The organism is Sulfitobacter dubius (genome assembly GCF_900113435.1).
GTDB lineage: Bacteria > Pseudomonadota > Alphaproteobacteria > Rhodobacterales > Rhodobacteraceae > Sulfitobacter > Sulfitobacter dubius.
Genome location: NZ_FOPG01000006.1, coordinates 1 through 23,461, shown reverse-complemented (window position 1 = coordinate 23,461; position 23,461 = coordinate 1). Strand labels below are relative to the sequence as shown.

The 23,461-nt window shown below is 57.2% G+C and carries 21 protein-coding genes; 9 read left to right on the top strand and 12 right to left on the bottom strand.

All coding sequences use genetic code 11. The features are described 5' to 3' along the window. The first annotated feature begins 888 nt into the window (after positions 1-888). The gene (locus BM229_RS17385; RefSeq protein WP_093928919.1) at positions 889-1,707 is read left to right on the top strand and encodes a siderophore-interacting protein; all 819 of its coding nucleotides are present in this window, start codon (positions 889-891) and stop codon (positions 1,705-1,707) included. Positions 1,708-1,932: 225 nt separating this feature from the next. Here BM229_RS17385 and BM229_RS17380 read toward each other — a convergent pair whose 3' ends face one another. The 5 genes from BM229_RS17380 to BM229_RS17360 all read right to left on the bottom strand — a co-directional run bounded on the left by BM229_RS17380 (position 1,933) and on the right by BM229_RS17360 (position 7,702). Then, the gene (locus tag BM229_RS17380; protein ID WP_093928918.1) at positions 1,933-3,984 is read right to left on the bottom strand and encodes a TonB-dependent receptor domain-containing protein; all 2,052 of its coding nucleotides are present in this window, start codon (positions 3,982-3,984) and stop codon (positions 1,933-1,935) included. Between the two features lie 90 nt (positions 3,985-4,074). After that, positions 4,075-4,833: an iron ABC transporter ATP-binding protein gene (locus BM229_RS17375; protein ID WP_093928917.1), complete on the bottom strand. Its 759-nt coding sequence runs from the start codon at positions 4,831-4,833 to the stop codon at positions 4,075-4,077. After that, positions 4,830-5,795 carry an iron chelate uptake ABC transporter family permease subunit gene (locus tag BM229_RS17370; RefSeq protein WP_093928916.1) on the bottom strand — a complete coding sequence of 322 codons (966 nt, stop codon included), beginning with the start codon at positions 5,793-5,795 and terminating at the stop codon, positions 4,830-4,832. Before BM229_RS17370 ends, BM229_RS17375 begins: the two co-directional genes overlap by 4 nt. After that, complete coding sequence (locus BM229_RS17365; RefSeq protein ID WP_208604119.1) at positions 5,792-6,796, bottom strand: ABC transporter permease; 1,005 nt, start codon at positions 6,794-6,796, stop codon at positions 5,792-5,794. The genes BM229_RS17370 and BM229_RS17365 overlap by 4 nt, the downstream gene beginning before the upstream one ends. A 6-nt stretch (positions 6,797-6,802) precedes the next feature. Next, positions 6,803-7,702 carry a siderophore ABC transporter substrate-binding protein gene (locus BM229_RS17360; protein WP_093928915.1) on the bottom strand — a complete coding sequence of 300 codons (900 nt, stop codon included), beginning with the start codon at positions 7,700-7,702 and terminating at the stop codon, positions 6,803-6,805. A 173-nt stretch (positions 7,703-7,875) separates the two neighbouring features. Between BM229_RS17360 and BM229_RS17355 the strand changes: the two genes are divergently transcribed. Beyond that, positions 7,876-9,288, top strand: coding sequence for a LysR family transcriptional regulator (locus BM229_RS17355; protein ID WP_093928914.1), 1,413 nt, complete (start codon positions 7,876-7,878; stop codon positions 9,286-9,288). Between the two features lie 249 nt (positions 9,289-9,537). On the opposite strand, the gene BM229_RS17350 is transcribed toward BM229_RS17355, so the two are convergent. From BM229_RS17350 to BM229_RS17340, 3 genes are all read right to left on the bottom strand, one after another. Beyond that, on the bottom strand, positions 9,538-9,963 hold the full coding sequence (locus BM229_RS17350) for a glycosyltransferase (protein ID WP_276326656.1): 426 nt from the start codon (positions 9,961-9,963) through the stop codon (positions 9,538-9,540). Positions 9,964-10,030: 67 nt separating this feature from the next. Next, positions 10,031-10,444, bottom strand: a complete 414-nt coding sequence (locus BM229_RS17345) for a type II toxin-antitoxin system VapC family toxin (protein WP_093928912.1) — start codon at positions 10,442-10,444, stop codon at positions 10,031-10,033. Further along, positions 10,441-10,689, bottom strand: a complete 249-nt coding sequence (locus BM229_RS17340; RefSeq protein WP_093928911.1) for an AbrB/MazE/SpoVT family DNA-binding domain-containing protein — start codon at positions 10,687-10,689, stop codon at positions 10,441-10,443. Before BM229_RS17340 ends, BM229_RS17345 begins: the two co-directional genes overlap by 4 nt. 173 nt (positions 10,690-10,862) lie before the next feature. On the opposite strand from BM229_RS17340, the gene BM229_RS17335 reads away from it, so the two are divergent. The 5 genes from BM229_RS17335 to BM229_RS18115 are packed head-to-tail and all read left to right on the top strand — an operon-like array spanning position 10,863 to position 16,410. Continuing rightward, positions 10,863-11,561: a sulfotransferase family 2 domain-containing protein gene (locus BM229_RS17335; protein WP_093928910.1), complete on the top strand. Its 699-nt coding sequence runs from the start codon at positions 10,863-10,865 to the stop codon at positions 11,559-11,561. Then, positions 11,558-12,922 (top strand): O-antigen polymerase, encoded by a 1,365-nt coding sequence (locus BM229_RS17330; protein ID WP_139226305.1) that lies wholly within the window; start codon positions 11,558-11,560, stop codon positions 12,920-12,922. The genes BM229_RS17335 and BM229_RS17330 overlap by 4 nt, the downstream gene beginning before the upstream one ends. Then, entirely contained in the window at positions 12,909-13,922 is a 1,014-nt protein-coding gene (locus BM229_RS17325; protein WP_093928908.1) for an acyltransferase family protein, read from the top strand. The genes BM229_RS17330 and BM229_RS17325 overlap by 14 nt, the downstream gene beginning before the upstream one ends. Further along, positions 13,919-15,241, top strand: coding sequence for an oligosaccharide flippase family protein (locus BM229_RS17320; protein ID WP_093928907.1), 1,323 nt, complete (start codon positions 13,919-13,921; stop codon positions 15,239-15,241). The genes BM229_RS17325 and BM229_RS17320 overlap by 4 nt, the downstream gene beginning before the upstream one ends. Next, on the top strand, positions 15,238-16,410 hold the full coding sequence (locus tag BM229_RS18115; protein WP_139226304.1) for a glycosyltransferase family 4 protein: 1,173 nt from the start codon (positions 15,238-15,240) through the stop codon (positions 16,408-16,410). The genes BM229_RS17320 and BM229_RS18115 overlap by 4 nt, the downstream gene beginning before the upstream one ends. On the opposite strand, the gene BM229_RS17305 is transcribed toward BM229_RS18115, so the two are convergent. The 4 genes from BM229_RS17305 to BM229_RS17290 form a co-directional block, all read right to left on the bottom strand. Next, positions 16,308-17,651, bottom strand: a complete 1,344-nt coding sequence (locus tag BM229_RS17305) for a hypothetical protein (protein WP_093928904.1) — start codon at positions 17,649-17,651, stop codon at positions 16,308-16,310. The two genes, BM229_RS18115 and BM229_RS17305, sit on opposite strands and share 103 nt — an antisense overlap. Next, the gene (locus BM229_RS17300; RefSeq protein ID WP_093928903.1) at positions 17,651-17,920 is read right to left on the bottom strand and encodes a spike base protein, RCAP_Rcc01079 family; all 270 of its coding nucleotides are present in this window, start codon (positions 17,918-17,920) and stop codon (positions 17,651-17,653) included. Before BM229_RS17300 ends, BM229_RS17305 begins: the two co-directional genes overlap by 1 nt. A gap of 161 nt (positions 17,921-18,081) precedes the next feature. Beyond that, positions 18,082-19,164: a ParB/RepB/Spo0J family partition protein gene (locus tag BM229_RS17295; protein WP_093928902.1), complete on the bottom strand. Its 1,083-nt coding sequence runs from the start codon at positions 19,162-19,164 to the stop codon at positions 18,082-18,084. Then, the gene (locus BM229_RS17290; protein WP_093928901.1) at positions 19,142-20,545 is read right to left on the bottom strand and encodes an AAA family ATPase; all 1,404 of its coding nucleotides are present in this window, start codon (positions 20,543-20,545) and stop codon (positions 19,142-19,144) included. Before BM229_RS17290 ends, BM229_RS17295 begins: the two co-directional genes overlap by 23 nt. Positions 20,546-21,127: 582 nt before the next feature. On the opposite strand from BM229_RS17290, the gene BM229_RS17285 reads away from it, so the two are divergent. After that, a complete protein-coding gene (locus BM229_RS17285; RefSeq protein WP_093928900.1) occupies positions 21,128-22,396 on the top strand; it encodes a RepB family plasmid replication initiator protein in 1,269 nt (422 codons plus the stop codon). Positions 22,397-22,605: 209 nt separating this feature from the next. Continuing rightward, positions 22,606-22,998: a sugar transferase gene (locus BM229_RS17280; RefSeq protein WP_093928899.1), complete on the top strand. Its 393-nt coding sequence runs from the start codon at positions 22,606-22,608 to the stop codon at positions 22,996-22,998. Positions 22,999-23,461: the final 463 nt, after the last annotated feature.

Genomic DNA, 23,461 nt, shown 5'->3' with positions numbered 1-23,461 from the left:
CTGGCGCCCCGCCGCCGCATCTCTGCGCCGCCGGTAGAGGGGGTTCTAAGGTTAGACGCACAAACCCGCAAGCAGAAAATTACGAAAAGATCAGAATTCACGGAACATCAGCGTAAGGGACTGTTTATATAGCGTTTTACTAGGCGCAGAGCAGGTGAGTTAGGGCCGACACCCACGGCGATACCCTTTACTGAGTACGTCAGAGGACCAGTCGGGCAGCTTTAATCACAGCAGCGAGTCGAAACTGCGGTGAACCGGTTTGACTGCGCTACAGTTGAGCAGGATAGATTCTACATCCAATGGGCCGGGAGAGTTTTCTCGTGGAGAATACTTCGGGTCTATGGGGCAAGCCTTGCGGTTCCGCGCAGGAAGCTCTTCGCTTGCGCTGGTGCCGGAGCCTTTCGATGAATTGTCGATTCCGTCGGGGACAAAGGGGACCAATGCCGCACCTACCATTTGAACAGATTGCGCCAGGCGCGGTGGCCCAATCACCTCCAGTAGCGCTCACGCTCCGCGCTTCCGCCGGCATCCGGACGAAGCGGGAGAGCACATAGGGTGCATCCTGCAATGGCAGAGCATCAGGGATTTCGATTATTGCCCCCTTCTGGCTCCGTCGGATCGCCGGATAGTCCGGCGTTTCGCCAATGAGGTTCGGTATAAATCGCGATGACCTTGTCCAAAGAATGATCGACCTGATCGCAAAGGCCATGATCAGAAGTATCTCCAAGACTTGGCGCTGGCCTGCCACACACATGATTAACTGCACCGCGCTATGTTTTCTGTCGGCTTAACAGAATTACGCAACAGCAACTCTTACAAAATGATTTCCAATCCCTATTTCTGATAAATATACTAGGATTAAAGACCTTCTCTTCTGTGGAGACGAACATGACCGTTATCTCAAAGCTTAAACAGGCTGCAGCCAAACCAACAGGCCGGCCCGGACCACGCATACTGACGGTCAAAGATGCGTGGTATCTTACGCCGAATATGATCCGCGTTACCTTCGCCGGGCCTGAACTTGATGGTTTTCCGGAAGGGCGCGAGGGCGCGAATTGCAAAATCATGCTGCCCAACGATGGCGAAGAACGCACTGCCTTTGTGGATCGTCTCGAAAAAGGCCCACCGCCGCCTCGACGGACCTACACGGTGCGCAGTCACGACGCGGTCAATGGCGAGATGAGCATTGATTTTGTAGCCCACGGCGACAATGGCCCAGCATCCAAATGGGCCAGCCACGCCAAAGCTGGGGATTTCCTCGCCTTCTTGGGCCCCAGCCTGCCGAAAGTCGTCGATTTCAGCGCCAATTGGTATTTGGTCGCCGCCGACCCTTCCGCGATTCCTGTGGCGGCGGTCACGCTTGAGGCGATGCCAAGAGACGCAAAGGGTGTCGCGATTTTCGAAGTGACATCAATCGAGGACAAACAGGATATCCACGCCCCCGAGGGGGTTGAAATCCATTGGCTGGTCCAGCCCGATCCGCAAAACGCGTCCACCGCACAAGAGGACTTCATCCGTGCCATCCCGTGGCCAGAGGGGCGCGTTCAAACCTGCATCGCGGGCGAATCCGGTGTCATCAGAAGCTTGCGGGCCTTCTTGCATCAGGAGAAACAACTGCCGCGTTCAGACACATACATTTCTGGCTATTGGAAGATCGGCCTTATCGAAGACGAGCATCAAAAAGTGAAACGAGCCGAAGCCGATTAGATCAACCTGATCAGATGCAACTGCCCCATAGTGACACGCACTTCTTCGCTGTGAGGCTTTGATGTTGTCACCGTAAAGAACCAGCAACCTCAGGTCTGTTAGGCTGCCTGCACGTCTTAGGGCATCATCGACCTTCGCGGGTCTCTTACGACGATCAGCATGCAAGCAGTGCCCGCCCGCTGATCGCCGCAATTTAGCCCCTTCTAATTGGCATTGTTGCGCCGATTAGAACTTTGCGGTGACCCCTAGCCAGACTGTGCGCCCGGATTGATAGGTGTTGTTGTCGCTGTCGGTTATCGACGCATCGCCCACGTTGTAAATCGCAGCGTTTACTGTCGTCGCATCATTCACCTCATAGGTCATACCAATATCCAGTGTCGTATAGGGATCGTATTCATAGGCAATGACTGCGCCGGATGCATCGGTTGCATATGGTGTTCCATTGGTTCCGATCCGCGCGCCTGAGTTGACCTCTGAACCGTGGTAACTTGCCACTGCCCATGCATCCAGACCCGCGACAGGCGTGATCCAATCCAGTCGAATGCTGGCAGCGTTGCGCGGTGTCCGTGACAATGGCAACCCTTCGAAATCCCCTGAATCCTGTTCGGAATCGGTAAGCGTGTAAGATCCGCGCAGCGAAACCGTGTCTGACAAGACCGCGCTGGCGGTTAGTTCAATCCCCTGAATAGTGGCATCTTGGACGTTGTAGTATTCCCAGCGGTTATAGGTCGTTCCAGCGACCTCAATAGGTTCTCCGGTGTTGAAGTTCTCGATCTTGTCGCGGAAATCGGTGCGGAATGCCGTGCCGCCAATCTCTACCGAGTCGCCCTGCCACAACGCGGTCAACTCAAAGTTCGTGCTCGATTCTGGTTTGAGATCGGGGTTTGACACCAAGACACCAGCGCCCCGTTGCGTAGTGTAATAATAGCCCGGAACCGTTTGTCGGCTAGAGGGTGTGCGGTAACCTGTCGAGACGCCGCCCTTTATTGTAAGGTTTGGTGTCGCACTCCAAACGCCGTAGAGACGCGGCGTAAGCTTGCCGCCAAACGCATCGCTATCTGTGTAACGTAGCCCAGCCGTCACAGCGAGTTCGGGGGTCACACGCCATTCATCTTCGGCAAAGAGCGCCCATTCATCCGATGTGTATTTATAGTCTATTCCATCGGCCAGCCCGGGGTTTTGGTCTGTCAGATCGGCGCGACGGAATTGAAAACCGCTAACCAGCGTATGGTCGCCATGGAATGAAAACGGTGTCGTGATCTTTCCGTCGATGACCGAATTGACGATTTCGGGTGACCTGTCATCCTCAACCAACGCACCGGAGACCCAGTCATAATTCGTCCGCTCACCGACCTCGCGCTGATAGCTCAACTCGGTGGTAGAGTTGCCCCAATAGCCAAGATAGCTGAGCGACAGGTCCTCGCGGATATTGTCCTGCCTGTCCGGATCATCCGCAGGATCAAGGCTTTCCCCCGGATTTGAATAGCGCTCAATGGTCGTGCGGCCGTACTCCAAGGCGATCTCGTGATCTGCGGAGGGTGTCCAAGTCAACCGCCCGGTCAAGTCTAGATCCTCTTGTTCGCGCGGCCCGTCTAGAATTTGCGATTCACCCGACATCAGGCGTCGACCCCAGATTTGGAGGCCCAGCTTGTCTTTGACGATGGGCCCATTCAGATAGAACGAAAGCTGGTTCGAATCCCCATCTTTGCTATGTTGAGGGATGCGCGTCTCCGCGGTCACCGAACCACTCCAGACGGGTGAGACCGGTTTTGTGATGATGTTGATCACCCCGCCCATCGCATCAGAGCCGTAGAGCGACGACATCGGTCCGCGCACAATTTCAATCCGGTCAATTGCGGACACAGGTGGGATAAAACTTTGTTCAAATCCTGCCGACCCATTGGTGCGGCTCTCGCGTGTGCCCTGACGTTTACCGTCAACCAAAATCAACGTGTAATCCCCGGGCAACCCGCGAATTTTGATGTCTTTTTCCCCTGCAACACCAGTCGTGGCCACCCCCGGCACACCGCGAAGCGCGTCGGACAGGTTGGTCACATTCCCCGTGGCAAGCTCTTCGCTGGTGACCACTGTAACTGAGGCGGGCGCGTCAATGACATCTTGGGTAAAGCCACCAGCGGTCACAGTGATTGTGCCAAGGTCAAATGCTGCCGCATCGGCGCCTTGTGCGGCGGCAGGTTTGGACGCAATAGCGCTAGCGGCTGCGATGGCGCTGCAAGCGACAGTCATCATCAAGCGGGCTGTGATCTTCTTACTCATTCTATCATCCTCTTGTCGGATCGTGGGGCCCTAAAGCGATAGCTGGCGGCTTGAGCGGCTGGCGGAACGGGCAAATTGGGAACTTGGGTTTCAGCCATAGACATCAACAAATGTTCTTCCATCTCGGGTAGATACGGCGACATCAGTGTCATAGAGCTGTTTCAATAGATCCTCTCGAATAGCGTGAGAGGCGGGTGCGGTTTCGACGACCCTACCCGCTTTCATGGCGATTACATGATCGGCATAGCGGGCGACGAAATTAAGATCATGCAGCACGACAACTATGGTTTTTCCCATCGTGCGGGCGACGCTGTGCAACAGCCGCATCACCGCAACGGCATGGCTAATATCCAAACTGTTGAGTGGCTCATCGAACAGGGCATATTCGGTGTCTTGCGCCAGCACCATCGCAATGAACGCCCGCTGTCGCTGTCCACCGGACAACTCGTCCAGAAAGCGATCTTTAAGCTCGGTCATCCGGACCAACTCCAGAGCCTCGCTTACCTTTGCCCTGTCTCGATCTGTGGGGCGCCCGTTGCAATGCGGAAAGCGGCCAAATGCAACAAGGTCGGCCACTGTCAGGCGGGCGGTTAGGCTGTTGTCTTGCTTAAGCATCGCCAGACGCTTGGCCAGATCAGTGCTGCGAAAGCTGCGAACATTCTCTCCGTCTAGGAACACGCCGCCCCCGCCCGGTGTTTCTAACCGCCCGATCAAAGACAGCAATGTCGACTTGCCTGCTCCGTTAGGCCCGATAATGGCCGTGACTCCCCCCTGCGGCATAGTAAGCGCAGGAATATCCACCACCGGCAAACCCGCGTAGGATTTGCGTAGATTTTCGATTTCAATCATTTGCGTGACCCGATCAACAGCAGGATAAAGGCGATGCCACCAATGAACTCGACAACCATGCCGACCGTGCCAAGGAAGCCCAACAGGCGTTCCAGTATGACCTGTGCGCCGATCAGCAGAGTGCCCCCGATCAGTACCGACAAAGGAATCGTCAGGCGGTGCGGCGCGCCCGGCAACAGGCGATAGGTTAGATGCACCACCAACAGTCCAAAGAAAGTGATCGGCCCGACCAATGCCGTCGCCGCCGCCACTTGAAGGGTAACGATTAGAAAGGTCTCTTTGGCGATACGGTCATAGTTCACGCCCACAGCCACAGCACCGCTACGCCCCAACAACATGGCATCCAGTGACGGAAACCGCACCCATGCCCACAGCGTCGAAAGACAAATGATCAAGGCGGCACAGGCTTGTTCTCCGCTGCTGGCGCTGTTGAAACTTGCAAATAGGCGGTCTTGCAAAACCAAGAATTCGCCGGGGTCAATCAACCGCTGAAGCAGTCCCGCGACTGATCGGAACAGCACACCGCAGATAATGCCCACCAAAAGCAGCACCTCAATTGCGTGCGACATGCGCGCATACAAGAGCCAGTACAGGGCCATCGAAAAGGCAGACATTACCACCAGCTCTCCGGCAAAAACCAAGTGCGGATCGAGGATAGAAACCTGAACAGAACCCAATATGAAAACACCCAATGTTTGCACCAATACGAACAAGGCATCGAAGCCCATGATCGAAGGGGTCAGGATCTGGTTATTGGACAGGGTATGAAACAGCACCGTTGAGAACGGGATTGCCCAGGCGACAAGCGCAATGGTCACCAGTTTACTGCCCCGCAAAGAGAGTACGAAGCCCCAATCACCCACAGCATTGATCGTCAAAAGTCCAACGGCAAGCACTATGCATTCCGCCGCAGCTAACCCCATGAGCATACGGGCGCGCGTAACCCGCGCGACCGGGTTCATCGCCCGAACTTTCTAAGGATCATTCCAAGGAAGATAACCGCCCCAAGAACCCCCATGGTTACCCCGATAGGTAGGTCATAGGGGTGAAACACCAGCCGTCCGAAGATATCGCATAACAGCGTCAGTGCAGCACCGAGCCATGCCACCAACGGCAAGGAGCGCCGCAGGTTATCGCCACGCCAGCGCGCAATCAGATTTGGTACGACCAGCCCCAAAAACGGGATAAAGCCAACGGTCACCACAATCGCACCAGAAACACCCGCAACTATCGTGATGCCAATTGCAAGCACCGCCAAAGGGTTTAGCCCCAACCCTCTTGCGACGTTATCCCCCAGCCCGGCCAAGGTGAAACGGTCTGCAAGCAACCACCCCAACCCCGTCACAGCCGCGGCTATGTACAGTAGCTCATAACGCTCTTTCAGCACGACTGAGAAATCTGCCGTACTCCAAGCGGAAAGGGATTGCATAAGATCAAACCGATAGGCGATGAAACTGGTCATAGCGCCGATCACGCCGCCAAAGGCGATGCCCAACAACGGGGGCATAAGCGGAGATTTCAGCGGCACCGTGCGGAGCAATATCATGAAAAAGGCCGTGCCAATCCAAGCGCCAGCTGCTGCGATAAGCATACGTCCCATCGGTGCCGCATTGGGCGCAAACAACAACCCCAGCAGCAAACCGAAACTGGCACAGTCGATCGTCCCCATTGTTGACGGTTCAACAAAGCGGTTGCTAACCAACCGCTGTACAATTGCCCCCATGATAGCGGAACTGGTCCCCGCAATAATCAGTGCCGCCGTGCGTGGCACGCGACTGATCAGCAAAATATCCCAAGCATTGGGGTCGCTCATGAGGCTGACCAACCCTATGCCAGTCGCGCCAACTAACAAGCTGGCCACAGATAGCACCGCCAACACAAAACCGCAGATCAATGCGTTGCGCAGGTGACGCAAATCGGACTGCGCACCATTGGTCATGGGAATATGGGCGCGCAGTCGCATCAACGCTTAGTCCTGAAGGGCGGACATGATCTGCGTCATGGCACGCTCCAGCGCGGTCGGGCCGGCTGCACCAACAAGATACCAATCCGCAGGGTCCAAGAAGATAATCTGGTCGGCCTGCGCTGCCTTGGTTTTGGTGACCAAAGCATTGTCGAGCATTTGCGCGGCAGGTTGCCCATCGCGCCCGATGGCCGCATCACGGTCGACAACAAAGACCCAATCCGGATTGGTTTCCAGAATGAACTCATTCGAGATCGGCTGCCCGTGATTTCCGGCCTTCACCTCTTTGATTGCTGGCGCAAAGCCCATCTCGTTGAACACAATAGCAAACCGCCCCTCAGCGCCATGTGTGCTCATGCGACCGCCAGTGGTGATGATCACCAGCGCGGTACCAGCCTCCGAGGACAATTGGCGCAGCGTTGCAAGGCGAGAATCCAAATCCGCCAGTAACTCCGCGGCCATATCTTCCTTGCCGTAGAGCGACCCGATCTCGGTCATATTGCGTCGCAGCGAGCCGAAGAGGTCGGTGCTCTGCGCGGTAAGATCAATCGTGGGTGCAACCGAAGACACGTTGTCGAACGCGGATGCTGAGCGTCCCGCGACAATAGCAAGGTCGGGCGACAAGGCGTTCAAACCCTCCAGATCGGGTTCAAAAAAGCTGCCGAGCTGTTTATAAGGCGGATTGCCATACTGGGTCAGATACTCTGGTTTTACACCCCCAGCGACCCCAGCAACTGGAATCTCCAAACGGTCGAGAATATCGAGAATGGCGAGGTCCAGACTAACGAGCGTTTCAGGGGCGGATTGCACTGCAACCGGGCCTCTCGCCGTCTCCACTGTAATGTCCTCGGCGGTTGCAAGCGTGGCGACGGCTCCGAAAAGTGCCGCGGTCAGTAGAGTTCTCATATTTTGGTCCTATCGATTAAATTAAAGGCCCAAAATGCACTGCACACTCTCGTATGCGTGACGCTGGCCCCTATTCCTGACTTCTTTTGTCGGCTATAGGAGCTTCAGGCCTAGGACAAATACAAGCTACTTAGAACGCCTCTAAGTTAACTCAGATTGAAATTGGACAGATCATGGACGGCGCAGCAGCAAACGTAGAGGATTCAGCGGTCGATATCGTACAGGATCTTGATCGCTTGAAGCTGCTGATCGTCTTTGATGCGTTGTTGGTTGAAGGGAACCTAGGTCGCGCTGCTGAAAAATTAGGGAAAACGCCCTCTGCCATTAGCCGCAACCTGCGCCAACTACGTGAACATTATGGTCAAGAGGTCTTTTACCGCACTGGCAAAGGCATGATACCGACCCCCTTCGCTGAAAGTCTAAGGCTGCGCATACGTGCGCTCGTCTCCGAGGCGAACGCCTTGCTCTATCCCGGGCCTGACAAAGCAGCATCGCCCGGCCCCTTGCTTCACCACCCGCCTCTCGCGCTCAATCAATGGAGCGAAGCAGGCCCCGATTCCACAGAACTGGCCCGCAGGCTTGCGGTCTCTGCCAGACACGCCGATCCTGTTCAGCGGTTTGCAGGATATATCGCAATGATTGGAAACGCGGCGGGCCAAACTCGACCGATGTCACAATCCGAGGCTGAGGATGCCTTTGGTATTTTGCTGTCGGGCGCCATTGCCGATGCGCAGGTTGGGGCGTTTCTAATTGCGCTTCGATCACGTGGCTTGATGAGTCAGGAACTAGCCGGTTTCAGTCGCGCGGCGCGGCAACATAGCCAGCTACCGGCAATCGGCAACGGCCCCGCTGATCTAGACTGGCCGGCCTATCTGTCGCCGCGTGCCCAAGGCATACCGCTCTTCATTCACGCCGCCCGGCTGGTTGCAAGTGCCGGATACAAAGTGGTGCTTCATGGCTATGACGGTGGCATCGTTCACCAAGCGTTTGACCACGCCAATCTGCACGTCGCGCCTTCAACGCGGGCGCTATCTTCCACCAATAGCCTCGCATTCTTACCCATTGGGTATTTTGCGCCCGGGGTTTCAAAACTGGCTGCATTATATCCGTTGTTTATGATGCCGAATGCCGCACATTTCGTCGCTGCGATGCTCAACCCCGGAGCCGCAGGAACGACTTTGGCAGGCCAGCGCGGAGGGGAGCATCCTAAACTACATCGCGATACCGCGAGACTTTTGGGGTGGGACACTTTCGGCGTGCTCTCTGGACAGCGGGACGCGGCGCAAATTATCGCGGGCAAAGGTCAGGACCTGTTTCTGCTCCAAGCAGAAGAGACAACAGATCACTGGGTTGTTGGGCCAACTGTTCAAAAATCGAAACAGCACCCTCACGCTGCTGGATTTACGCGCCTGGAAACGTGGCAGGCAATTTGGGATGGCTACTTTGAGCCGCCAACCGCAATCGGTGAGATCATCGAAACTGCAGCGGTTGCGCTTAAGCTGCTTGGGGGCCCCGAAGTTTCTTTGACAAACGCCAGAGAGTTTGCGCGTGAATTATGGGCACGCCGTCGCAGAGAGACCTCATGAGATCAATGGGCTGAAACGGCTTTTCCTCATCGTCGGTCTCTTTGTTGGAGAAGAGGCTAACTCAAGACACAGGACTTTTCACGGGAGCAGATCAGCAGGCCCCTAAATAGCTCTGAACTTACAACAGCAAGAGACCAAAAATGGGCATCAGCGGCATTAGACCCGCTATGGAGATGAAAACAGCCGCCTAAAATCTACGGCTGAACCCAGTTTAAAATGACGGGGTTTTACCAGTTGAAATGAGAGTAATCAGCCAGCCGGGCGGCGCTGCGGAACAAACGGGCCGTCCGCGACAGCCTCCCTGTCGGAAGGCAGCTGCCGCGTTACCCCCACCACGCCCTCTGCTAACATCAGCGCACTCTTACGCCAGCAATATTTCTGCGCTTGTCGCTGCCCAGCCCGGATCATCTCAATCCTCGCGTTGCTGTCGATACCCACAAACCTCTTCATCGTCCGCGCAATATCCCTCTCCTCCCGCGGGTTGAACCAAAGTGGAGCATCCCCCAAAACCTCCGGCATCGCCCCACTGCGCGCGCAGATTACCGGTACGCCCAATCGCATCGCCTCAAGTGGCGGAATGCCAAAACCCTCATGCAATGCCGCAAATACAAACCCAGATGCCCCTTCATAGAGCCCGCGCAGATCGCCGTCTGGCACCCGGCCAAACGCTTTCACTCGGTCGTTTTCGCAGGCCACATCCGCCACAACACCCGGCGCCAGATGCTTAATGAACGAAATTTTCTTAGAATTTGCCTTTAACCGGCGCGATGACCTCAACGGTCGGATAGTAGCTCCGGTAGCGGCCTAGATCGCGCGTGAGCAGCGGCAAACCACGGACTGCGGCATGGGCGCCGATAAAGAAATCCGGCAAAACGCCACTGCGCGTGCCGCCCGCTTTGCGGTATTTCCGAAAGACTTTGCCCGCCAGAAACAGAGCCGCATCGGGAATAGGGTCACGCTTCAATCCGATGCCACTGATAAAGTCATCAAGCTGTTCCTTGCTGTCATAGCGCACCGAAAGCTCGGCAGAGATCACGTCATTAATCAGCAACGGGCCCGCCAATGAGGCCGCTTCGAGCTGCGCAATCGACCACTCTGCGAACTGCGGGTCATCGGTCACCAAATCCAACAACACATTCGTGTCGATCAGCGTCAAGCATCCGGCTCCGCTGGCAAATCGCGCGTCAGCGCCATTATCGCATCGGTATCCATCCCCGCCCCCGCATGACCGCGGTATTGGGCAAAGCTGCTTTTGGGCTGCACCTCTTCTTGGGGAACGATTTCCACCCGCCCATCACGCGTCCGACGGAAACTCACTTTGCTGCCCGCATGCAGGCCCAAAAGGTCGCGCACGGCCTTTGGGATGGTCACTTGGCCCTTGGAAGTCACAGTGGTCGGCATCGGAATCGCCCTTAGTAAGGAATTATATTTCAAAGGTATTACCTTCACGTCCAGTTTTCAAGACGCGGCTGCGCACCTTGCCCCAAACCGCCGTTAAGGTCGCGTTAACCAAACCGCTGCAATCCTTTCACAAGCCTTAACGCGGCACCGCCCGCCAAGCTGACAGAGGTTCCATGCCCCGGATCATCTATATCCACGTCCCGAAATGCGGTGGCTCCAGCTTTGGCGCAGCGTTGCGGTTGCGCTATTTCATGTCCCAGGCGGTGATTAACCTTGATCCCGGCGATCCCGCACTGCCTGCTGAAACTCGGATCTTGGCAGATTATGCACGCCGCAGGGCGCAACTGCACCAGTCGGCAAACCAAGGCATCCGAATGATCTCGGGCCATGTGCAATACGACCCTGAACTTCACGATCGCGGCGCAAAAAACTATACTTTCGTCACTCTGCTGCGCGACCCGGTGGTGCGTTTCGTGTCGCATTACAACTACCTGCAACGCCGCCACCCCACCCCCTCACGACCAGCCACATTGGCGGGTTTCCTCGACACAGCCGACGCCGCGCGGCTGGCCTCGCAATACCTCTTTTACTTCGCAGGCCAAAGCCTTCTTCCGGGCCAAGACCCAGCCCCTCTTGTCGCCCGCGCCACCGCGGCACTCGCGCGCTTCGATATCATCGGCGATCTGTCTCAACCCCATATTTTCGCGAAACATTTGCAGCGCCACATTGGTACCCCCCTGCCCCTTTGGCGGCGCAACGTGGCCCCCGTTCCCACCGAGTTTCCCGCCAATTTACGCCCCAAAATTGAGACACTCTGCGCGGCAGACATCGCCGTGTACCAAGCCGTACAAATCACACGCATCGCCGCATGAGATGGGCGCTCTCCCCTCTCTCCCTATTGCTCATCTGCTGGGGCCTGTCAGGGGCCGCCGTAGCGCTTACGCTCGCCCATCTCGACCGTCTCGATCTCGTCCAAACCTTCATGCGCCGCGAACATCTTGGCCTTTCGGTTTTTGCCGCCACCGGGTTGGCTTGGCTGTTGCTGGGCCTGCTGGCCTATGCCGTGGGCGACACCGCCGCGCGTTTTTCACGGCGCCGCCAGCGCAAAGGCACGGCGCAGATCAACCTCATCCGCGCGGCCTATCTGACCTTCGCCCTCAACCTTCTGCTACTCGGGGTCACCGCAGTTTGGATCGCGACCACAGCGGCCAAAGCGGGCGGGCTGATCAATCTCGCCGCCTCTGTCTATATCGACAGCCTCACCACCCGCGATCTGCTGCTGGAGAACAAGCTTTTCACCGGCATGCGCCTTTTCTACGCGGCCCTGCCCGCCACCGCCTGTCTGGCCACAGCGCTTCTATGTCTCGGCCCCCTGCCCCGCCAAATCCGCTGCTTGCTGCTCGCCACCCTGATCGGCAACACGCTGGCGCTTTTGATCCTGCCAATCGTGATGAGCCAACGCCTGCTGCTACTGCAACTCCTCCTGTCGTGTTACCTCGTCGCCTGCCTGATTCGAGGGCGGCTGGTCGGTTGGGGGTGGAGCCTGCTGGCTGTGGGTCTTTTCCTCGGCCTCTGGATGGCGCGCGAGTCGATCACCAGCCCAATGATTGACCGTCCAACGCTCGACATCGGCACGCAAAAGCTGGCCTTCTACCTCGTTAACGACATGTGGAACGGCTTTGCCCCCCTTGCGGTCGAGGTTCCGCATACATGGGGGGGCTTGAACCTAGAAGGTTTGATGTTCCTCACTTTCACCGACGGCTATTTCGCCCGCATCCTCGCCCCCCGCGCCGAAGCGCTACAGGAGGTGCTGGGCGGGGGCGAATTTCCTTTGCTCACTGCCGCATATGTCGATTTCGGGCCGCTGCTTGGGGCGCTATTCCTAGCCCTCGTTGGCTTTGTGATCCGGCGTATTTTCATCCGATCGCGTACTTCACTCGGCTTTGCCGTAGCCTATGCGCAGATCGGCGCTTCGCTGATGTTTTCAAGCCACTCAGTCTACTTCACCCACCAAAACATGTTGTTTTCACTCGCTCTCATCGCGGGTCTCTTGAAATTGGTCACGCGCCAAGAAATCCCGCAACCCCAACCAGATCTGCCCTTTTTCCGATCGCGCCGCAGACCAAAGCTGCATTCTCCACCCCTGCCCGACAGTCTGGTCCGCCAAGTCACGCTCTTCGCCTCCCAACGGCGTCGGCCTCACGCAACGACACCCCGCCATGAACGGGCCTAGGCTCCCCGGCCTCCAAGCCTTACGAGGGCTCGCCGCGGTGATGGTGCTGATCGGCCATGTCTTGGCCGAGGCAGAGCATTACTTCGCCCTTCCCCTACCTGGTAACGCCCTCCCATGGACCCGCGGCGTCGACATTTTCTTTGTCATTTCCGGTTTCGTTATCGCCCTTTCAGCACAGCGCTTCATTGGCCGCCCTTGGGCATTCTTCTGGCGGCGGTTGCTGCGCGTCGCACCGCTCTACTACGTCTTCACCACGCTCATGGTCGCGGCTTTGCTCCTCCTCCCTGCTGCCGTCAAAGACACCCCGCTCGATCCCGCGCAGATCATCAGTTCCTACGTCTTTTTCCCCTACGCCCGCCCTGATGGCCGTATCGCGCCGGTGCTGTCACTGGGCTGGACGCTCAATTACGAAATCTGTTTTTACGCGCTGACGGCACTCTGCCTTGCGCTGTCTCGCCCCTTGCTGGCGGTTTCGGGCCTCTTGGTAAGCCTTACCGCTCTAGGGTTAACAATCAATTTCCACCTCCCGCAGCTTATTTTCTGGACCAATCCCCTGATCCTCGAATTCCTTTTCGGCATCGCTCTCGCCCGCCTCTGGCAAGGCGGTTGGACGCGCCCAAACCCATTTCTCTGCACCGCAGCTCTGTCCCTCGGTTTCGCCCTTCTCATCGCCCTTGACCCGCTGTCTCTGCCCCGCTTTCTAGTCGCCGGTCTCCCCGCTGTGCTGATTGTCGCGGCTGGCACGCTCTTTTGCCCTACGCGCACGATCCCCGGGCAACTGCTCGGAGACGCCTCATTCGCGCTCTACCTATCGCACCGCTTTGCTCTCCGCGCGGCAACAGTTCTCCTGTTGCCACTCCTCCCTACAACGCTCCTCGGTGCTTGGGTCTATGTCGGCATGACCTGCCTCATTGCGCTCTGCTTCGGCCTGCTGACCCATCTGCTCTTAGAGCGCCCCTTACTGCGTGGGTTCACACATCCCAAAGCAGCCCCGGCATGAGCCCGCGGTTCTGGTCTTTCGTCCTGCAATGGTCCCGTGTTGGTATCAACGCCGGGATCTTCATCCTTGCCGCGCGATTCCTCTCCTTGGCCGAGATCGGCGCCTTCGCCACCGCCTTCGCCCCGATCCGTCTAACCCAAGGACTGCACAAAGCCGGTATCGGTGAAAGCGTGATCATCCTAGGGGCCCATCAACGCCGCCAAGACGCGCTCTTTGCCCTATCACTTGGCAGCGGCATCGCCTTATCGCTGTGCTTCGCCGCCATCGGCATTGCCCTCTCCGCCCCGTTGCTCATCGCCCTCAGCGCGGTTCCGCTCCTAAACGGGATCGGCGCCGTTTCCGAAGGAATTATTCGCCAGCGGCTTCAACTCCGCGCACTAGCGCTGCGTACCATGGCCAGTCAGGCGATCGCCGCCCTCCTAGCCTTCTGGATGCTATGGAACGGTTCCGGACCATGGGCACTGGTAACCTTTGCGCTCAGCCACGCTGCCATAAACGCGGTCCTGTCCTATCGCTTGGCCATGTGGCGCCCCCAAAGCCTCCCCAATTGGCAATATCAGATACTAATAAGCGGTTTAGTTACCGAAATCTCTATCCGAGACCTTATTAACGCCGCCCTTTTCCCCCTCATGCAACTCGCCACCGCTTTCGCCTTCGGCCTGCCCGCCGCAGGCGCGTTCCAAATCGCGGCCCGAATACTCAACCTTATTGAGGCGCTCACCCTCTCGCCTCTTCGCTTCCTCGCGCTCCCCCAACTCCGCCAGCTTCCAGTTTCCCAACGAACGGCCGCCCTCCCCGAACACCTTCGCCTCACCGCCACGCTCTCCCTATGGGTCTGGGGTTTCATCTTCCTCGCCGCCCCATCCGCACTTCCCCTCCTCATCGGCCCAGCACCGGCGAAGGCCGCCACGCCGATCCTCATCGCTCTTGCAGGTTTCGGCCTCCTGTCCGCGCTACTCATGCCCATAAACCAAATGCTCATCGCCGGAAGTCACACCCGCCTGATGCTCCACCGCGCGGCGCTCCTACTGGGCGTAACCTGCATCTTCGGCACCCTCGCACCGACCCCCACCGCTCTCGCCGCCTCAATCAGCCTCGCAGCCCTCCTGACCGCCCTATGGCACCTTACCCGCGCCCTGCCGCTCCTTGGCCTCACCCTCGCCGCCCTGTCACCCCTCACAGCGCCCCTCTGCGCTGCAGCCGCCGCGGTCGCGTTCTTCGCCGTGCTCCCGCCTCTGACCCTCCCGGTCCAACTCACCCTCGCAAGCGCCCTTTACGGCGCACTCCTCCTGATCCCTTACCGAAGGATAGTCACATGAAACGCGCGGTTCTCCTCACCGGTCATTTCCCCTTCCAAAAACGCCGCCCAAGCATGCTCTGGGTTTCGCACCACCTCCGCGCTGCGGGCTGGCATATAACCCATGTGACCGTCGGCTATAGCTGGCTGTCCAAAATCTTCGGCGATGTCCGCCTGGCCACGCTCGACGGCCCGCCACACCACGGCATCCACCACCACGGAACAAATCTCACATCGATTTACAGCCTGCCGCCCATCCACCCAGTCAGAACCAAAAGTGCCCCGATCAACAGACTCCTAGAACCCAGCTTCGGGCTCTTCACCAACCACTGGCGCCCCCTCCTCCGCGCGCCGCTATCTTGTGCCGACCTTGTCATATGCGAAAGCGGCCCGCCGGTCCTGCTCGGACCACTGCTGGCCGAACAGGCCCCGCAGGCCGCCCGTATTTACCGCGTCTCAGATGACATCCGCCTGCTCAACGCCCCGGATATCCTCCTACGCGCCGAGCGGGATTACGGCCATTTCACCCGCATCAGCACCGCCAGCCCCCATATCGCCGCCCGTTTCGCCAACCACCAGAATGTCACCATCGACCCGATCGGCATCCCCCACACAGAAATAAGGGTCAGCATTGCTGACCCTTACCCGACGCCCCGTCCAGGCCCCGTCGCCGTCTGTGCAGGAACCACGCTACTAGACATCCCCGCCCTCACGCGTTTGGCCGTCGCCCGCCCGCAATGGCAAGTCCACGTCCTCGGCCGCCTACGTCAAACACCGCCCGCCTTGCCCAATATCACGTGGCACGGCGAGCAGGACTTCAACACCACCCTCGCCTATATCGCCCACGCCGACATCGGCCTCGCCCCCTACCGCGATGAGCCGGGGGTCGAGTATCAAACGACCAACTCTAACCGCATCCTGCTCTACCGGCACCACGGGCTGCCGACCCTCGGGCCGGATCGCCTTTGCCATCCGTCGCTCCCCTCAGTAATCGGCTACAGCAGCCCAGATGCACTGGATCGCTGCGAAACCTGGACCCGCGCGCCCGAGCTCGTGCCAGATTGGACCGAACTGGCCCAAAACCTGTCTCAGAACGGCGTAACAGAGCCACCTGAAGTCACATCAACCCCACCCGATGTAGCGACAAAACCCCGCGTAAAAACCGTGCCGGAGTTTGCCTGCAAAGCGTAATTCTCCGCCTGCCCTGCTGCGTCGCCCGCACAATCCTGCAACCACATCAGCGCGTCGTTCGAGCATTTGAACGCAACCGATGTGCCATCCACATCCCGCGCCGCGGCCCGACATCCCGCTGCCCATGTCTCAGTCGATTGGATGACATGTACTTCGGTCCCGTTGCGCGACAGACCGAAATCGCCGCCCAACAGGATCGCCCGCACCCCGTCATGGGTGGTGAACCCATTGCAAGACGTCGCCGTACTGAACCCATTCCTCCAGCTAGAGCAGCCCTGCAACAGCACATGCATCCCCGCCGTGCCGTCCTCATGGAATGACCAGCCGTCCTTGGCCCCGCCCGAGGCGTCACAGCCGAAGAAGGCCACCAGCCCATCCGTCCGCCGCACCCGCGCCGCATCCTGCAAAGCGGTCGGGCTCGACGGCGCGGAATAGCGGAAGGAGCAATTCACCCCAACGATGTTGCGCGCCGCCACCGCATCAAAATGCAATGCGCCGCTGATCCCGCCCTCGCAGTGGACATTCTCAAGGTAGAAATCCTTGTCATGGGTCATGAACCGCGCCCCATGAAAGGACCGGATGACCGCGATGTCTTCGGCACCGGGCGTCCCGCCTACGTTCACATGCAGCAACGCCCCATCATGGACCCAACTGTTCATTGTCGCCGCGCAGCTGGCCACATCCGGAGCCTCGCTCAGCTCGGTATAAAGCCCCTCATCAGTCAGCACATCGCAGCGAAACACTCGGCGGACCGAGCTTTCGTTTGCCATAAAAGTGCCGTTCGCAGCACTCCACGCTACCGAAAACGGCCCCGCCCGATAGCGCAACGCCCCGCCCCAGCCGATCACCGCAACCGGCTGGCTGGGCTCTTCATTGCCGTTTCGGGTAAAGGCCGCTTCGGCATAATTACCTGCCTTGACCAACACCCGATAAGCGGCCCCCGTTGCATTGCCCGCAGCAAAAGCGGCGTGGATGGTGCGCTTGGCATTGGCGAAATCCCCATCCTCTACGCCCAACCCACTATTACCATCGTCGCCAGCGGCCCCATCCACATGCAACGCCAGCCCGCTCCATATCGCAGGGTCAACCAGATTGCGCGGCTCAACCGCTGCGCAGTACCGCCCGCCGACTTGTTCGATGTCGAAATCGAACAGGGTACGGTCCCAGCTAAACCCGACAGGAAACGCGATAGGTACCCGGTTGCGGTATGCATGAAACGGAGCCAACCCGATACCCAACATCAAATCAGCCCCTTGATGCCTGCGGCTGTTGTTCCCGTCGCCAGCACCCGTGCGACGCGGACCGGATAGATCACACCGGGGGCCAAACCGGGCAGGATGATCGCATCCCCATTTTTCAAAACCACAGCCACATCGCCCGCAGATGAAACCATCACACCGCGTGTCATCGCGGCGAGGTCACTGCCGTCGTCTGGGGTTACATCAAAGCCACCGCAGATCGGGCCGGTTAGTCCGTTATGGTGATCTTGAAAAATGTCGAGAATGGGCATCGCGGCCTCCTTTGAACACTGAGAAAGGCAGCATCGAAGGCGGCGATTAATGACCTGCTAAGGCAGCGAACGCTCAAAAGGGCAGGGGGTTTCGCACGCGAAACCTAAATGACTTCGGTTGGAAAAATGGGGAGGTTTCGCGCGCGAAACCTCCCCTGGTATCAGATTTCTTCAAGCAGGTATTTGATCCGGTCCATCACCAGCTCAATCATCTCTTCATTCACATGGTCGCCCCGGATCCGAATGGCATAGCCATCCTCCGTCTGCACCCGCTCCATGGTGACATCATTGGCCAAGCGAACTGGCTTTGACCGCTCGATAACCTTGCGGGGCCGACCGCCCCGTTTCGGGTCAACGCCGACCCCTTCGACGGCCTCAATAAGGGGCTCCAGCACTGCCCATTCATCCTCCGCCGTGGCAACTGCATGGGATTCCAGCGCTGTCCGCATCGCCTCACTTTGACCAGCCCGCAAGCCGGTCGCAGCCCGCAAGCACTGCCGCTCGCTAAGCTCAGGCCCAAAGCGCAGCATATCGCCCAGTTCCTCATGCACCAATGCAAAGGATCGGATCTTAGAGCGTTTCGCCTTGCTGGCCGAAGAAAACAGCGTTGCCACAGCCTCATCTACCGTAGCGAAGACCCCATCATGCACCGTGATCGCGGCTGCCCGACCACGCTCATATTGGCTGAGTCCGGTCCTGATTTCATTCTCTTCGATCATTGCCACAATGGCATCGGCCAATGTGTCTGGTTTGCGCACGAAAGCCTGAATCGTCTGGTGCCGTTCGCCCCCCGAAAGCGCGTTCAACTCCCGCACCGCGGCCAAACGTCGGAACCCCGAGATCAAGGCATATTTGCCCGCAGCCTCTGGATTAGACGGCTCAAAAACCTCAATAGGAAGCCGCAGCCCGTGGTCTGCAATCGACCGACGAAGCTCGGCCAAATCCTCTTCATCCATCTTCAACCGATCACGGCTCAGGGCATCCGCAGTGATCTCGTGAAGCGGAACTTCCGTCAGTACAAGCCCCTTCTCCCGCGCCAATCGCAGCGCCTTTGCATCCGCCTTATCGCGCGCGTTTTCTTCGCGTAGATGCTGGGGCAGGGGGTCCGTATGCCGGGCTGCATCCGCCGCCACATCGGCTATCGGCGCGCGGGTCCCAATTCGGGAGGTTTCGCGTGCGAAACCGTCTTCGATTTCCCTAAGCGCCTCTGCCGAGGGGACTTCAAGCTGTCTGCGTTTCGCCATTCTCGGCCTCCTTCCGCTCTTGATCATCGCGCCACCAAGCGCCCAGCAATATCTCTTTGAACTCGGCATATGTCCGGTCAAAAGTCTCCCGGCCCCGGGTATAGGTCTCGCGATTAAAGTCCCGATAGTCGGCTTCGTAAATCCCGTTCACGCTTTCCCCGGCCTGCCCGACCATCGCCGTAAATTCCTGCCGGTAGGTATTTGTCATATCCCCGAAATAGGCTTGAATCACATTGGCCAAATCTGTCTGCTGGCTGGCATCGAACCGCGTGATAATCGCCCGGACGACATCCCATTCAAACTTCATCTCTGGCAGCCCTTCGCGCCGCCGCGCGGCGTTCTCTCCCTCCTCGATCGAGGCGAAGGTAGAGTAGAGCATATCAAAGAACCGCCCCGTGGAATCGAACTCCAAAAACGACGCCCCCAAGGGCACCAAAATGATATCCGCCGCCGCCAGCGCATTGATCGTCAGATAGCCAAGGGCAGGGGGCGTATCGAGAAGGATAATGTCATATTCATCCAAGGCCCCGCCCGCCTCCAAGGCGGACGACAACGCATCCCACAAAGCCCAATGCCGTAACGCCATCCGCCAGACAGGAATTTGGAACTCCGCCCAGTACAGGTTCAACTGGGCGCCGACCAAATCGATGTTGGGCCAATGGGTCTTTTGCACCACGTCCCCAAGCGAGATCGTCAAAGCTTCCGTCAGTGTTTCATCCATCGGAATCTCAGGCTCCGCCGCTGCTGAACGGACGCGGTTTTCGGCCTGGACCTGCACTGCATAGTCGCGGGCCAGCAGCGGGAAAATCGTCTGCCATTCGTCTTGAACCTGCCCGCCCATGATTGATGTCATCGACCCTTGAGAGTCGAGGTCCACCACCAGAACTTTGTAGCCATCCAACGCCGCCGACATCGCCAGATGCGCCGCGGTCGACGTCTTGCCAACACCACCTTTAAAATTGGCCACAGCAACAACTTTTGCGGGCAACCCTTTTGGTCTGTAAGGGCGGTATTCTTTTGTGCTCACACCTTCTTCGGCGAAGTGGTTTCGCAGCGTCAGGATCTCTTCAAGGCTAAACCGTTTGGCGCTTCCTGCACCTTCTCCCTGAGGTAGCTCGGGGTGCTTGTTCAACACCCGTCGCAGATGCGCAGGAGCTACGGGAATAAGGTATCGGCAGATTTCCCAGGTCGAAAATTTCCGGAGTTTTTTCTTGCCATCTGGCGCATAGCCGCGCTTGGCAAGATCTGCTCTCCCCCTTCCGGCAAAGGCAGCAGCTTTTGCGAATCTGGCAGTGTCTACTGGCGGGCTCAATTTGCTTGCTGCAGCTTTAGGGTCCAGATTAAAATAAGGGGGTAGGGGGGCCCCTGTCTTCTTGTCCATGTTGTGATGCCTCGTTCAGATCATCATTATTCGATGTTATCGCGTAAATTATCGCACATCTTTGCCAGCGTGTGAATCACTAAGAAGATGAGCATGTTTTGTAAGTAAGGTAGGGTTTCGCAGGCGAAACTACGTCTCTCCAACAATTTTCAGATAAGAAAAACACCCATAAATGTTGTAGATCTTTGTGTATCTTTCAGATGTTTGCCCTTAAATAAGTACACAATATCAAATCACTGCATTGAGTTAGGTACCTGTATGCAGGTTCAAGGGAACCCTGCTACAGGAATGCGGGTGCCCATATACGGTTTTGCAGGCGCCGATTCGCGGGGGGGAAGGTACCCGATGGCCGTAGACCGTGTTTAGAGTCGAATCATGCCCCTCTGTGGGTGGTTTAGGTTGGCAGGACGGTGCGATGTTCGGTTCGGATGCCCCATAAGAACCCGTTTACAGGTTCAATTTGCCCTGTAGATGGGTGCCTATTGAAAGATTGAGCATAGGCACCTTTTGCGCCATACTGCTTTAAAGTCACGCTAAAGAGCGGCTGCCGCCAACCATGTGACGCTAGAGCAGAGCATAACGATGAACCCCACCATTCCCCACGATAAGCTGACAGGTGCGCTACGCCGCCAATCGGTTAAAAAGAATGTGGCCGCGATCCATGTATCAGGCAAACTCACCCTGCTGCAGCGCAAGCTAAGCAATGTGTTGTTGCTAAATGCCTACGACACGCTTGTCACACGAAACAAACATCAGATCGACGCACGTACATTGTGTATGATGGTAGGCTATAATTCTAACGACATGGACACCCTCAAACAATCGCTCCGCAGCTTGGCGGAGACAACGGCGGAATGGGACATGCTGGATGCCAACGGGCGGCAAGAGTGGGGGGTGTCTGCTCTTCTGTCTTATGCAAAACTCTCGGGCGGGGTTTGCGAATACGCATATTCTCCGGCACTGGCTGAAAAGCTTCATGATCCCAAGGTCTTTGCGCTCATTAACTTGAATATTCAGCGCAGGTTCACGTCAGGCCACGCATTGGCGCTGTACGAAAACTGTTACCGGTTCGTGCGAACTGGTTCCACAGGTTGGTGGCCGATAGATTTGTTTCGGCGGCTGATGGGCGTCGACGGCAGCGCGTATTATGAGAGCTTCAAACATCTTAACGCCAAAATCATCAAGCCCGCCGTCGCCGAGGTAAATAAGACGTCGAACATTTTAATCACGCCTGAACTGCATAAGATGGGACGGCAAGTTAGTGAAGTGCGGTTTCTGATTAAGGAAAACCCTCAGTTGGCGATGCTGGATATCGACGACGGCGAGGGGCTGCGCCAGGGGCCCGTATATGCAAATCTGATGGAGCTTGGTGTTAGCGACCGATTGGCCCGCCAATGGATTACGGAACATGGCGAAGACTATGTTTCGGAGAAGATCGTATATCTAAAGGGCAGGGGGGCCGTGGACAGTCCAATAGGATACTTGCAGGCCGCATTGCGGAACGACTATAAAGCTGCCGCGCCGGCCGAACCTACGTCAAAGGCCAAACAAGCTGCGGTAAAGCGGCGGGAAAAGAGCGTCGCAGCAGACAGCGCCGAGGCGGAACGCGCAGCGGTTATTGAGGAGGAACGCAAAGCGCGGGCGCAGATCATGGCGAGGATACAAGAGATCGTTGACTCCCGGTCCCCAACCCAGCGTGATGCAGACCGTCGTCTGTTTCTCGCGTGGCTGGATGATGAACTGCTAAAGTCAGAGTTTTCGCGGCTCGGCTGGAAAGCGGCACTTTGTGCCAGAGAGATGGTTGCGTTCTGGACGGACCTGATTCCCGATGCTTTCGACGGAGCCGATTGACTCCTCCTTGAAAGGTCACCTTGCTACCATTTAATTAAAATTAAGTCTAAAAACAATTGAGTAAATCCCCTTATAAAATCCAGTTTGAGAAAAAGGCTTCATGCGGCCCCTAGTCACAAAGAGGTTACTCGGCTAATCAAGTCTAAGAGTTTTCGACTGCCACATTTTGAACTTTTTTAGCATTTTCCCGCGCCGGGGGGCGCTGCTCTATGAAGCAGCAATTGATCGATTATACCATTGCGTCGGAACACGACTGTATGAATCTTGGGCAGTCGTCGCTTTATGCTCGCTGGGGCAAGACGTTGTTCGATATAGCCTTGGGCCTGATGCTCCTGCCCGTGTTATTGCCGGTTATCGCTATCCTTTGTGCTGTCGTTGCGCTGGATGGTGGTTTGCCAATTTTTGGGCATAAACGGATAGGCAAAAGCGGCCGAGAGTTTCGTTGTTGGAAGGTCCGCACCATGGTCGTGGATGCACAGGAACGCCTGCAAGACCACTTGGCAGATAATCCGGAAGCTGCGGCTGAATGGCAGCTTAACTTCAAACTGGAGAACGATCCGCGAATTACGCGTGTTGGCCGGTTTCTCCCTTTTACCTTATAAACGCTTTGAAGCTTGTACCTTCCTTCAGCCATATACCATTTCCGCAAGGCGCTAGGATAATACCCTGCTATAATCTTTGACGCCCGTTCAAAGGCTACGGATTTGAGGTTCTTCCCATAGGAACTAGGGCCGTGAAAGCCGAAAACCGTGTCTGGCGAAATGCAGGTTTGCGGCAGACCTAAATACATTGTGCAGGTTGAGTAACAGATCGCGCCAGTGATTTTGACGGGACGTTGGGATTTGCGCAACTCTCCAAGTTTTAAGAGTCTCGCTCTAAGTAATCCTCCGCGGTCGTTATGTACGATCAGCGGTTTGGATTGTACATGTGATGTTGTTTGAGAATACACAGGCTTAGCGTCTGCTAATATGGGTCCGTTGCATTAACGCCGCTTCGGCGCAGTAAGAGCAGGAACTGCGATCATCAAGCGGCTTCCGGGAAGAGTTTGGCGACGAAGTCGATCTC